The following is a 13,220-nucleotide window of genomic DNA, read 5'->3' as shown; positions in this document are numbered from 1 at the left end:
TATTCTGAATAGGTAATAACCAACTCTATGACGTTTGTCTATCTTTCTAAACAATCCGTTGCCAATTTTTCACCAAATTGGCAACGAAGATTCGAATATTATTTAGAATAATTTGCCCATGCAGCAGGTTCAATAAAACCATCATAAATACGCTGAGAGCGAATATAATCTGCATACTCTTTTGATTCAAAAGCCTCTTTTAAATCTTTAGCCCATTGAGTGTCGAGATCTTTTTGTAGCACAGAAACCACAACGCGATGCTCAAGCGGTGAATTTTCAACAACCAAACCATCCGCAATACGCTGCCCTGCACTCGCCACATAATTACCATTCACTACTACAAAATCCACATCATCCAATAGACGTAAACCTTGCGCGGCATCTGTTTCACGGATATCGAGCTTATATTTTGCAGGTTCAATGTCATTGACGCTAAAGCTGAGCGTACTGACATTCGGTTTGATTTTAATCCAACCCAGTTGCTCTAAAATTCGAGCTCCACGTTCCGCGTTTACAGGGTCATTTGACAGCGCGACAATCATGCCATCTTGCACATCATTCAGCGTTTTGTGTTTATTCGAACGTAAACTCTGCGGTGCGCTTGGTGAATCGGCCAATGCGACCATATTAATATTATTTTTTTGGTTATACGCTTCCATATAAGCGCGACTTTGGTTTACTGATGCGTCAATTGCCCCTTCTTCAAATGCAGGGTTAATTTGCCTGTTTTGTGAAAACTGACGTAACGTCACTTGGTAACCTTTTTTCTCTAAAATAGGTACAATGCCTTTATCGACTTGGTCGATATAATTCCCAACACCGAAGCCAATAGTAATTTGCTTTTTATCTGAGCTGTCTTTTTCTTTATTATCACCACATCCTGCCAATAAAATGATTGCGGTTGCCACTAAAGATAAATTTATTATTTTTTGTTTGAACATTTGAAATTTCCTATGGTGATTACTTTTTAATTACTTTCAGCTTTTAATATTGCCAATCGACCGGAGTATAAACAGGATTTATTTAACGTCTTAGATCCGTTCGTTATAACTTAAATAGAAATGAATATAAAAATGAATCAAACCAAAATGGTTATAACGATATAACAAAATGGTAGTTCGAATAATGATGTGATTGATATGTAATGAAGGAGATAAAAAAATTTAAATAAAGTGAGTTATTTATGACAGTAAAATTTGATTTAATTAACAATATTCTTAACCTGACACCAGACTCAGAATTAGCGAAAAACCGCGCAGAAAGACCGGTTGCAACAGAAAATACTCAAGCCGCTTTTGAGGCTGTTTTTTCTGTGCCATCTCAAATATTGCCTCTAAATGTGAAATACTATTTTGCGCTTTCCGTGGCGAAAATTACTGGTTCAATATTACTTGCAAAATATTATGCTGAATTATTATCATCACAATCCATCGTCGAAATAACACCTGAGATTACGCTTGCAGAGAAATATCTGCGAGTATTAACCAGCAATCCAAATCAAGCTGATTATGCTTTAACACAACAATTTATTCAGCAAGGATGGTCTGAGCCCGATATTATTTTATTGGCTCAGTTAATTACCTTTGTCACTTATCAATCCCGCTTAGTTGCTGGCCTGGAATTATTAATTGGACAAAGCCAGAATTCAGATAATAAAGCAGACCAACACTTTCCAATTTTGGCAGGAAATTGGAACCACGCAACGACAACACAGTTAGGGCAACCATCACCGACCGCCTTTACACAGCAGCAATTAGGTTGGGAGTCTTGGTTATCTGCGCGAGATGTCAATTCGTTAAGTGACGATGAAACTCAAACGCTGAAAAAACATGGGCAATTAAATTCTGAATATTTCCTTCTGTTAGCTCATCAAAGCGAGATTTTAGCGCTACGTACACAGATAGACCGAGGTATTTTTTATACCTCAGGAGGGCTACCTCGCTGGGAGAGAGAGTTTGCTGCTGCTGCGGTCAGTAAAGTGAATGGCTGCATTTATTGCGCTTCAGTTCATGCGCGCAAAGCTAGCCAGTATGCAAAAGAACATCTCGGTGATGTCGAGAAACTGCTGGCAACACCCGCAGGAAATGTGCTTGCTGAAGGCTATGAATCGAGGCTTTTAGCTATCGTTTCTCTTGTTGCTTCGCTCTCTACTACGCCTATTCAAGCCTCAGTTGAGCAAATCGATCAGCTACGCTCATTAGGGCTAACGGAACTAGAGTTACTCGATTTAATTCAATCCAGTGCATTTTTTTCATGGGCTAATCGCTTAATGCTGACATTGGGAGAACCGTTTGAACTCCCTGAAAATAAGGAGTAATACCATGGATAAGGTCATTGGATTAGCGGCTCTAGAGGCGCAAATAAATCAGGATTTGCAGTATCTTAATTTACCGATTAGCTCATGGTCGTTGTCAGATGAAGATCTTGATAAACAAAAGATTAATGTCGCCATTATCGGTGGGGGAATGTCGGGAGTAACGGCGGCTTTTGCCTTAAAATTACGGGGAATTAACGCTATCGTTTTTGACCAAGCGCCCTCAGGCAAAGAAGGTCCTTGGCAAACGCCAGCCTTGATGGAAACCTTGCAGTCACCTAAACAGGTTGTCGGCCCTGCTCTTGCATCCCCCTCTTTAACATTCCAAGCCTGGTTTAAAGCTCAATTTGGCGATGATGTGTGGGAAAATCTCGATAAAATCCCACGCTTACAATGGGGTGAGTACCTACAATGGTTTAAAACCATGACGGCACCCACACTGCTAAATCAGCACCAATTAGTTGATGTTAAATTAATCCCTCAAGGCCGTGAGTTAACGTTTGATACTCCCAATGGACAAACCTCTTTTGTTGCTCAGCATGTTGTCATTGCAACCGGCATGGAATCATTTAGCGAGCCTAACATCCCAGAATTTATGAATAAAATTCCAACTCAATACTGGGAGCATTCATATGCGGGTAGCAACTATGAGAGATTTAACGGGCTCGATATTGGCGTTGTAGGCTACAGTGCGGGAGCTATGGACAGTTCAGCCACTGCATTAGAACATGGTGCTAAGTCTGTTGAGTTGTTGATCCGAGCAAAAGAGATGCCGCGAGTAAACCGAGGAAAGGTCGCCGGAAGTGCCGGTTTTACCAATGCCTATGGGTATTTTACCGATGCGCAAAAATGGCATTATGCCGATTATGTTTTGAAAGCGAAAACCCCTGCCCCTCATGGTAGTACACTACGAGTTTCTCGTCATACACATGCTTATTTTAACTTCAATACACAAGTCAATGATGTCACCGTCAAAGAGAATAAATTGCACGTTTCCACCAACCAAGGGGATTTCTCTTTTGATTACCTCATTTTAGCGACTGGCTACCGACTAAATTGGCAAAAATACAGCCCATTTCATCGCCTAGCGCCGTTTATTAAAACGTGGAGAGATGTTTATACCCCACCTAAAGGTGAGGAAAATGATGAACTTGCCGCGCATCCCTATCTTGGTGAACACTTTGAATTGCAAGCAAAATCGGGTTACGAGTTTCCGTTTATCGACCACTTTTATTGCTTCAATTTAAGCGCTTCGCTCAGCATGGGTCCCTTAATTGGCTTGATCCCAGGCACCAATACCGGAGCTGAGCGTTTAGCGGATCATATTGCTGCCAAGTTGTATCTAGCCCATCGGCAACAGCACCTTGAGTTGGTTAAAACCAGTACAGAAAATGAGTTATTAGGTGATGAATGGCAACCTGCCTTACCACCCGCTCAGCGTGTACAATTGATTGAAAATGTGGAGTAAAGGATGATTGAATTTAACAATGTCCAAAAGATTTATGAAAAAAATGGGCAATCCTTAGTCGCTCTACAAGATATTAATTTGCATATCAATAAAGGTGATATTTTTGGTTTTATTGGTTATAGCGGTGCAGGTAAAAGTTCCTTGATCCGCTTAGTCAATCAATTAGAAAAGCCTACCGGTGGCGCCATCAAGGTCGATCAGCACAATTTAGCGGAGCATACCCCATCGCAAATACGGACACATAAAAAAAGTATCGGAATGATTTTCCAACATTTCAATTTGTTGGAAACCAAGACTGTCGAACAGAATGTTGCTATGCCCCTGGTTTTACTTGGCATTGATAAGCACGAAATTGCCCGTCGCGTAGATAACATTCTTGAATACGTTGAATTAAGCGATAAGAAACACCAATACCCTAACCAGCTTTCTGGTGGGCAAAAACAGCGTGTTGGAATAGCGAGAGCGTTGATTAATAATCCACAAATCTTGCTGTGTGATGAGGCAACCTCTGCCTTGGATCCGCAAACCACCGCCTCTATTTTGGCATTACTGCAAAAAATCAATCGTGAGCAGAAAATTACCATTTTATTGGTCACTCATGAAATGGAAGTCATTGAGCAGATTTGTCATCGTGTCGCCGTCATGGAATCCGGTCGCATTGTTGAAGAAGGCACAGTACTTGATATTTTTGCCAATCCTCAACATCCAACCACGCAAAAATTTGTGGGTACTGTGCTCAATGAAAAAATTCCGGAGCGTGTACTCCATCAGCTTGAACATCAAGAGGATGTATATCGATTAGAATTTTTAGGCAAATCCGCTCAAGAGCCTGTGGTGAATGAACTTATTATCAAAAATATTATTAAAATCAATATCCTATTTGCCAACATGAAAGAGATCAACGGCGTCGTTTTAGGCAGTATGTTTGTTCAGATGTTAGGCGATAAACAGCACATTGATGAAGCCGTAGCCTATTTACGCCATCGTGGCGTTGCAGTGAATAAGGGGACAGTATGAGTGAGTTTTTTGAAACAGCACTGACAAGTAAACAATTTTTATTGGCCATGTCAGAAACATTCACTATGGTGAGTATTGCGCTTGTCCTCGGTTCGCTATTCGGGATCTTATTGGGAATTTTATTAGTTATTACTCGCCCAGACGGAATTTGGGAAAACAAACGTATTTATCGCGTTATTAACCCTATTATTAATATATTCCGTTCACTACCTTTTATTATTTTATTAGTGGCTATAATCCCATTAACACGCTTTGTGGTAGGAACATCTATTGGCACCACCGCGGCGATAGTCCCTTTAGTCATTTATATTGCGCCATATACGGCAAGATTGGTTGAGAATTCATTGCTCAGTGTCCATTCGGGTATTATTGAAGCTGCCGATGCAATGGGAGCGACCAACTGGCAAATTGTTTGGCACTTTATTCTACCGGAAGCAAAGTCATCATTAATTTTAAGCTTAACGGCTGCCAGTATAACGCTGGTTGGGGCAACGGCGATGGCTGGAGCCGTTGGTGGCGGCGGTGTTGGTGATCTTGCGCTAAATTACGGTTATCAACGCTTTGATAATGTTGCTATGGCAATTACGGTTGTGACCTTGGTGATTATCGTGCAAGGAATACAGTTTATTGGTGACACTTTGGCAAGAAAGGCGCGTTTTCACTAGTTAATATAAAGTCGATGAAATATCTTCATCGACTTTTATTTATTTTTCATACAATTAACCATCTCTCTTCCCTTTTCAATTCCTCCGCAAAAAATATTTACACATAAAAAAGTCGCTATTAATACGAGTTTAATAAAAAAACAGGCTATTTCTAAAAATTAAATTTTAAAAAATGCAGTAAAATACCAATATATTTTAAATGATTCATATATAATCATAATACTATACATCATAATGTTTATTTGACCACTTGAGACCAAAAACACTATGAAATGTATATTTTAGTCACTTTGATAACATCTTTAGCTACCTCGCGCGCTTTACGATGCATCGTCAGCGTTTTATTAACCTCTAACTGAAAACTGATTATGCCGACTATCGAACAACTTATATTGCTTTCATCCATATTGATTTTACTCGGTATTTTTTCGAGTAAATTGTCTGCAAGACTTGGTTTGCCAATGTTGGTTATGTTTCTCTTTATTGGCATGCTGGCAGGTGAGGATGGCTTAGGGAAAATTACCTTTGATAACGTCAATGTATCTTATGCTGTTGGCTCTCTCGCCCTTGCTCTAATCCTTTTCGATGGTGGGCTACAAACCTCAGTAAAATCAATTAAGCTAGTCTGGAAACCTGCATTCACCTTAGCTACCGTTGGTGTTTTGATTACTGCGGGTATCACTGGGTTAGCCGCTGCCTATATTTTAGGTATTCCACTTCTTGAAGGGTTGCTTTTAGGCGCCATTGTTGGCTCAACGGATGCCGCCGCCGTATTTTCACTGCTACGCAATGCAGGCATTTACCTAAATGAGCGTTTACAGGCGACTTTAGAGATAGAGAGTGCAACCAACGACCCCATGGCCATATTTTTAACCGTTGGACTACTGCAACTACTAATGAACCCACAAGCCTCTGGCAGTGAATTAGCGTTATTATTTGTTAGCCAAATGGGAATTGGTGCTGCTGTAGGGGTAGGTGTTGGTTGGATTTCAATAAAGATCATCAACAAAATTAAGTTACTTGCGGCAGGTCTTTATCCCGTTTTAGTGGCGGCTTGTGGTTTGTTTTCATTCGGTGTCGCCAGTAATTTAGATGGAAGTGGCTTCTTATCTATTTTTGTCACGGGTGTGGTTATTGGTAATCACTCATTTGTTTTCCAGCGCAATACCTTTCTATTCCATGATGGGCTGGCATGGTTAAGCCAAATCATCATGTTCGTGATGTTAGGCTTATTGGTTAACCCTAGCTCATTAATTGAGGTATGGCAGGAAGGGTTGCTCATTGCGCTGGTATTAACCTTTGTTGCAAGACCGTTGGCGGTTGTCCCTGTACTCAAACTATTTCGCTTCACTCGAAATGAGATAGCACTTATCTCCTGGGTTGGACTAAGAGGCTCTGTTCCGATTATTTTGGCTATTTTCCCCTTCATTTTTGGGTTACCGGGGGCCAACCTCATTTTTGATGTTGTTTTCTTCGTGGTACTCATTTCTGCAACGCTACAAGGTTCCACGCTGCCTTACTTTGCTCGCAAATTAAATCTTATGCAACCACCACCGCTTCTGCCCGCTGCGACATTAGATATTACTGCTGTCGACCAGATTGATGCTGACTTGGTCGAATATACGCTGGGCGAGGACTGCTCTGCGGTAGGACGAAGGTTATCTCAATTAGCCCTGCCTGACCAAACCGTGATTGCGATGATCACCCGAGAAAAAAGTGTATTGCCACCACGCGGCTCAACAATCTTAATGGCGAATGATCATTTGTTTGTCGTACTAAAACCGCAAAGTCGCCTATTCTTAGAAAGATTATTCTCCGAACAAACCTCTTCAGAACCAACCGTTATGGAGCTACCTGAATCAGGTTTAAGCTTAAAAGGCACAACGCGATTAAATGAAATTTATGAGTCATATGGGATTTTGATTGAAGTTGATTCCGATAAAACACTCAATCAATTTATTCACGTCAATACTGAAAATGAACCCTCTCAAGGGGATGTGATTAAGCTAGATGGCATACAAATAAAAATTGATGAAATGATCGGCCCACGTATCGTTACTGTTATTTTAGAGCCAGTAAAAATCCAGCAGGAATAATATGTTAAAAATAGTGATAATCCATTTTCATTTTTCCACGCTTATTTTCTAAATTGTATGCATAAAAAATAAAAGCCCCAAAGGGGCTTTTATTTTTGCAAGTACTCTATATAAGAGGGAGATTAATATATTCAATGACTTTTACTAACTAACTTGAGTTAATTAATTTTATCGTTCTCAATTGAAACAATTTAATTACTGTACTTAATTTGTTTCATTATGAAACGTATACATGGAATAGATATTATACGAGAGAATAAAGTGAGTCGTTAAACCCTTTAGATTCTCTTTCCTCAGACGCGTTGATATCATCCTGGAGAACTTCACTGAAGAACTCACCCATATTTACGCCTAGTACCTTTAATACGCGAACTAAGCAATCTATATCAATACGATTCACACCTCGTTCATAACGAAATAGTTATTGTTCACTGATGTCGATCTCTTTAGCTAATTGGAAAACCGTATAGCCTTGAGCTTTTCTTAAAGACTTAATTTTTTGTCCAACTGCACAAGCGACAGGATATTTTGTATTCATAAACATTCTCGCTTCAATCTATATTAATTGAATAAAAATCAGCAGGTATTTTCTGCCATTTTCATTGTTATTTTATATGTACTATATAGTTCATCGATAAAAACATGGTGATACATCCAACATCACTAAGAGAATGATATACTAGCCTTCTAATTAGTTTCAACTAGTCCAAAAATGACATTGCAACTATGTAACAAAATATTTTTTTCTATACAAACAAGACGAGTTAGCAAATAAATCCTTAATTATCAATCTGTTATGCAAATTGATAGCCAGTGAATATCACCGAGTAAACTCAGGTGAAAGAGCACATCGCAAGACAATTCACTAAAAACCAACCACTTTCCCGCCAATAAATCCAAAAATAAAGGAAATAAACAGAATAATTTAACACTGTAACAAAGTTAATCGTTTCACGATAACATTGGTAGTTTTTTGAGTCAAAAACCACATTAAGTGAGCATTTTCTGTAAAAGAAAGTAAAAAATATGTGTTTTACATATATAACTATTTTGCAACATAAAACATCAATAACTTACATTTTTGAACCGCATGCTACAAATTAATTAAACGCTATATTTTTAAAGTAACTTAGTGAATTTAATGCACCTACATATTCAACATAACAAAACATTAACGTTAAGGAAGCCGAACATTCACTTTACTTGATGAATATCACAAAAATATGAACATTACTGATTATCGATAATCTTATTTTAATATTATGAATACATGAACACTCAGAAATTATTGAACTTTAAGATTATCAAAACGTGAATAGCTAGAATTATTCACTAATATACTACTTTGAAGATATTCTTTTACTGTAATATCAATGAAAGTTTTGTTTGTTATTTCTTTAATATCATCTAAGAATATTCTTAATAATTTATTTAATCCAAACCAACATAAGGCTGTTCATGGGTATCGCATAATTTAGTTTCTAACGCAGTTACATTACCGCCATAGTTTTAAATAAAAATTCATTTCAGATAAAACTATTAATGCATTAATCCTTTAACATCTCCATTTAGGTAATTTCACTTAAGGCGTTAACATTCTTTATTTTTATTAACTAGATTTTGATTTTAACCAAATTGAGACTTATTCAATGCAAGGAAAAATCTCGTTATCGTTTCATTGAATATATTGATTCATAAAAAAAACAAAAGTTTATATTAATAATATAATGGTCAATATAACGCCATATTCAATCTTAATAGGAATAATACTTAATGAGTAATATGAATATTTAAGCAAAATCAACGAAGGATCATAGAGAGAGGATGATGAAAATTTATTGAATGTAACTATACGCAAATTAACTAAAATCAGTAAGTTATATCTTCAATTGGCGTTTTTAGAGAGGCGCTTTTTGAGAATGATGAAGTGGTGGGCGATAGCGGGCTCGAACCACTGACCCCCTCCTTGTAAGGGAGGTGCTCTACCAACTGAGCTAATCGCCCACTTCATGACGCTGTACTTGATGGTGGGTCGTGCAGGATTCGAACCTGCGACCAATTGATTAAAAGTCAACTGCTCTACCAACTGAGCTAACGACCCATATTCAAGTATCTGTACTGCTTGAATGACTTATTTCATTTAGATGGTGGGTCGTGCAGGATTCGAACCTGCGACCAATTGATTAAAAGTCAACTGCTCTACCAACTGAGCTAACGACCCATCTGTATTTCTGAATTGTTTTTAATGCAAGAAAAGATGAAGTGGTGGGCGATAGCGGGCTCGAACCACTGACCCCCTCCTTGTAAGGGAGGTGCTCTACCAACTGAGCTAATCGCCCACTTCATAATAACCACATTGTCATAAATAATTGGTGGGCGATAGCGGGCTCGAACCACTGACCCCCTCCTTGTAAGGGAGGTGCTCTACCAACTGAGCTAATCGCCCAATCATTTATGTTTTCATCGTCAACGGTGGTGGGCGATAGCGGGCTCGAACCACTGACCCCCTCCTTGTAAGGGAGGTGCTCTACCAACTGAGCTAATCGCCCCGTCGTCGATGGAGGTGCATTATAGGGATACTGCGTTCTGAGTCAACGGTTTTTGAATAGATTTTTTCTGTTCGTTGCAAAAATAATCAAGATGTTTTAATTATCACCTAAGAAGTACCCTTTTTAATCAATTAACTACATTATCCTACTAAATTTTATTAGAAAAAAATCATCCGAAGCTCACCAGACTAAAAATTTCAGCGGTTATTTTCCCAATTTGATGATTTTCTTTATCTGTATAGAGAGAAGCAGATTGAGGATTCACTACAGGGTGATAGAATAGAGGAACTTTTAGCAATGCTTACGATGAACATAAGCGCATAAGAAACAACGTTTCGCAATTAAGGCAATCTCGATGAGTAAAATCAAAACCCGTTTTGCACCAAGCCCAACTGGCTACTTGCACGTTGGTGGTGCTCGTACCGCCCTGTATTCCTGGTTATATAGTCGCCACAATCAGGGCGAATTTGTCCTGCGTATTGAAGACACCGACTTAGAACGTTCAACTCAGGAAGCTATCGACGCCATTATGGACGGTATGAACTGGTTGAATTTAAATTGGGATGAAGGTCCTTACTATCAAACTAAGCGTTTCGACCGCTACAATGCGGTAATTGATACCATGTTAGAAGCAGGTACCGCTTACCGCTGCTACTGCTCTAAAGAGCGTTTAGAAGCGTTACGCGAAGAACAAATGGCAAAAGGCGAAAAACCCCGCTATGACGGTTGTTGCCGTGACCATGAACATAACCACACTGCGGCAGAACCGCATGTTGTTCGCTTCCGTAACCCACAAGACGGTTCTGTAATTTTCAATGACACCATTCGTGGTCCAATTGAATTTAGCAACCAAGAGCTGGATGACTTAATCATCCGTCGTACCGATGGTTCTCCAACTTACAACTTCTGTGTCGTTATTGATGACTGGGATATGGAAATTACCCACGTCATTCGTGGTGAAGACCATATCAATAACACCCCTCGCCAAATCAACATTCTCAAAGCATTAGGCGCGCCAGTGCCTGAATATGCTCACGTTTCGATGATTTTAGGTGATGATGGTAAAAAACTGTCTAAACGCCATGGCGCTGTTAGCGTTATGCAATATCGCGATGACGGTTACCTGCCACAAGCACTATTAAACTATTTAGTACGCTTAGGCTGGTCACACGGCGACCAAGAGATCTTCTCAATTGAAGAAATGAAAGAATATTTTTCTCTTGATGCTATCAGCAAATCAGCGAGTGCATTCAACACTGAGAAATTACAGTGGCTGAACCATCACTACATCAATACTCTGCCAGCTGAAGAAGTGGCAACCTACCTTGCATGGCATATCGAACAGCAAAATATCGACACCAGCACAGGTCCACAGTTAGTTGAGTTAATCAAATTACTGGGTGAGCGCTGTAAGACACTGAAAGAAATGGCGGAATCTTGCCACTACTTCTATCAGGACTTTGAAGAGTTTGATGCTGATGCAGCGAAAAAACACTTACGCCCAGTTGCACGTCAGCCATTAGAAGTGGTGAAAGACAAATTAATCGCTATTTCCGATTGGACGGCCGAGAATGTCCATCAAGCGATTGAAGCGACCGCGGCTGAATTAGATGTGGGTATGGGTAAAGTGGGAATGCCTTTACGTGTAGCGGTAACTGGTGCAGGCCAATCACCTGGGTTAGATGTTACCGTTCATGCTATCGGTCAGGCTCGTTCTGTAGCTCGTATCGAAAAAGCATTAGCGTTTATCGCAGAACGCGAAGCATCCGCACAATAATTTTCTAAATTAAGAAGCCTTTCTATTTTACTGCCTCTTAACTTAAGAGGCAGTTTGCTTTTCAGCTCCCGCATTAAATGGGAATTGATTGCAAAATGTTCTATATTTCAGCAGTTAAACCCGAAAAACATATTAATATATTGACACTCCAATCGAGCTTGAATATGATGCCTCCCGTCCAAAAGATTTTGTTTGGGGCTATAGCTCAGCTGGGAGAGCGCTTGCATGGCATGCAAGAGGTCAGCGGTTCGATCCCGCTTAGCTCCACCATCTAAAAACCAGTTTAGATGGCTGAATTTCATAACAAAAGACTACGTTTGGGGCTATAGCTCAGCTGGGAGAGCGCTTGCATGGCATGCAAGAGGTCAGCGGTTCGATCCCGCTTAGCTCCACCAAACTCTTTCTTATCTCCCTTTAATTCACTCTTTCCTTTTCCAAATTCTATTTGCAGTTTATCTTAATAATTTAGCCTAACTCACTTTCCCCTACTGTACCGTCTATTCACATTTGATTTACTCATATATAATTAGCTTATAATTTTATTTAAATAGAATTATTCAGATGTCTCATCGCACATCGTCCCTATTCCATTTCAACTAGGTGAGTTATGCCACACATAGATGCCGATATCATTGTGATAGGAGCAGGCGTTTCAGGTTTATCAGTCGCAAATCAATTACAGTCACAACCCCCCCAACATAAAAAAGTCCTTATCTTAGAAGCACGCGACCGTCTTGGTGGGCGTATTCATACGCGTGAAATTGATAACCAATTTTATGATTTAGGCGCTTCTTGGATCCACGGTATTACCGACAATCCAATCAGTGCAATTGCACAACAGCACCATATTCAAACCGTTGTTTTCAATTACCAAGACGCTATTTTCTATAAAAAAAATGGCTTGGTTTTGTGTGAGAACGAAAAAGAGGCTTTTGAAGCGGGTCTTGACTATTTAATGGAACAGTTTGAAACCATTTCATCACCCTGCCAATTTAACAATGCAGCCGAAGCGTTAAATAGTTGGTTGCAAAGCCCTGAATTCCACCATTTATTGACAGTAGACCACCATGCAAGTCAATCCCTGTTTGAACAGCTACAAACAGGTTTACATGAGTTTTTTGAAGTTATCGCTGAAGATCCCTGTGCTTGCACATTAGAGACATTATCTCCCTATTTTTTACAACTTGAAGGCTTTTGTGAAGGCGATGAAGTGATCTTCCCTCGCGGATATTCCCAAATTATCGAAACGCTATCAAATGGGCTGGATATTCGCCTTAACCATCCAGTTGAACATATTCATTACTTAGATAATTATGTCACTATCACCACGCTTA

Annotated in this window: 8 protein-coding genes, 8 tRNA genes and 1 pseudogene; 9 read left to right on the top strand and 8 right to left on the bottom strand. The window is 39.5% G+C overall.

The window, feature by feature from the left end; genetic code table 11:
* Positions 1-98 precede the first annotated feature (98 nt).
* Positions 99-941: a MetQ/NlpA family ABC transporter substrate-binding protein gene (locus tag GKR71_RS16965; protein ID WP_036949328.1), complete on the bottom strand. Its 843-nt coding sequence runs from the start codon at positions 939-941 to the stop codon at positions 99-101.
* A gap of 242 nt (positions 942-1,183) precedes the next feature.
* Here GKR71_RS16965 and GKR71_RS16960 point away from each other — a divergent pair, with 242 nt between their 5' ends.
* The 5 genes from GKR71_RS16960 to GKR71_RS16940 all read left to right on the top strand — a co-directional run bounded on the left by GKR71_RS16960 (position 1,184) and on the right by GKR71_RS16940 (position 7,560).
* Complete coding sequence (locus GKR71_RS16960; RefSeq protein ID WP_036949326.1) at positions 1,184-2,317, top strand: CMD domain-containing protein; 1,134 nt, start codon at positions 1,184-1,186, stop codon at positions 2,315-2,317.
* A 4-nt stretch (positions 2,318-2,321) separates the two neighbouring features.
* The gene (locus GKR71_RS16955) at positions 2,322-3,782 is read left to right on the top strand and encodes an FAD/NAD(P)-binding protein (protein WP_154634621.1); all 1,461 of its coding nucleotides are present in this window, start codon (positions 2,322-2,324) and stop codon (positions 3,780-3,782) included.
* A 3-nt stretch (positions 3,783-3,785) separates the two neighbouring features.
* Positions 3,786-4,799, top strand: a complete 1,014-nt coding sequence (locus tag GKR71_RS16950) for a methionine ABC transporter ATP-binding protein (RefSeq protein ID WP_036949320.1) — start codon at positions 3,786-3,788, stop codon at positions 4,797-4,799.
* Positions 4,796-5,464: a methionine ABC transporter permease gene (locus GKR71_RS16945; protein ID WP_036949317.1), complete on the top strand. Its 669-nt coding sequence runs from the start codon at positions 4,796-4,798 to the stop codon at positions 5,462-5,464. The genes GKR71_RS16950 and GKR71_RS16945 overlap by 4 nt, the downstream gene beginning before the upstream one ends.
* 368 nt (positions 5,465-5,832) lie before the next feature.
* Positions 5,833-7,560 carry a potassium/proton antiporter gene (locus GKR71_RS16940; protein ID WP_071992124.1) on the top strand — a complete coding sequence of 576 codons (1,728 nt, stop codon included), beginning with the start codon at positions 5,833-5,835 and terminating at the stop codon, positions 7,558-7,560.
* A 244-nt stretch (positions 7,561-7,804) separates the two neighbouring features.
* Here GKR71_RS16940 and GKR71_RS16935 read toward each other — a convergent pair.
* The 7 genes and pseudogenes from GKR71_RS16935 to GKR71_RS16905 all read right to left on the bottom strand — a co-directional run bounded on the left by GKR71_RS16935 (position 7,805) and on the right by GKR71_RS16905 (position 10,109).
* Positions 7,805-8,098: pseudogene (locus GKR71_RS16935) on the bottom strand (helix-turn-helix domain-containing protein).
* A 1,390-nt stretch (positions 8,099-9,488) separates the two neighbouring features.
* A tRNA-Val gene (locus GKR71_RS16930) sits at positions 9,489-9,564 on the bottom strand.
* A 21-nt stretch (positions 9,565-9,585) separates the two neighbouring features.
* Positions 9,586-9,661: transfer RNA gene (locus GKR71_RS16925), tRNA-Lys, on the bottom strand.
* A 44-nt stretch (positions 9,662-9,705) separates the two neighbouring features.
* Positions 9,706-9,781 (bottom strand) — tRNA-Lys (locus GKR71_RS16920).
* 42 nt (positions 9,782-9,823) lie between these two features.
* Positions 9,824-9,899 (bottom strand) — tRNA-Val (locus GKR71_RS16915).
* A 31-nt stretch (positions 9,900-9,930) separates the two neighbouring features.
* Positions 9,931-10,006, bottom strand: a tRNA-Val gene (locus GKR71_RS16910).
* 27 nt (positions 10,007-10,033) lie between these two features.
* Positions 10,034-10,109, bottom strand: a tRNA-Val gene (locus GKR71_RS16905).
* Positions 10,110-10,464: 355 nt separating this feature from the next.
* Here GKR71_RS16905 and gltX point away from each other — a divergent pair.
* From gltX to GKR71_RS16885, 4 genes are all read left to right on the top strand, one after another.
* A complete protein-coding gene (gltX, locus tag GKR71_RS16900) occupies positions 10,465-11,886 on the top strand; it encodes a glutamate--tRNA ligase (RefSeq protein ID WP_108478553.1) in 1,422 nt (473 codons plus the stop codon).
* A gap of 194 nt (positions 11,887-12,080) precedes the next feature.
* Positions 12,081-12,156 (top strand) — tRNA-Ala (locus tag GKR71_RS16895).
* Between the two features lie 49 nt (positions 12,157-12,205).
* Positions 12,206-12,281: transfer RNA gene (locus tag GKR71_RS16890), tRNA-Ala, on the top strand.
* Between the two features lie 212 nt (positions 12,282-12,493).
* Positions 12,494-13,220, top strand: a 727-nt coding sequence (locus tag GKR71_RS16885; protein WP_154634620.1) for a flavin monoamine oxidase family protein, incomplete at its 3' end; no start/stop codon positions are given.

Source organism: Providencia sp. wls1922 (genome assembly GCF_009706505.1).
Lineage (GTDB): Bacteria > Pseudomonadota > Gammaproteobacteria > Enterobacterales > Enterobacteriaceae > Providencia > Providencia lanzhouensis.
This window is presented reverse-complemented; position numbering and strand designations above follow the sequence as displayed.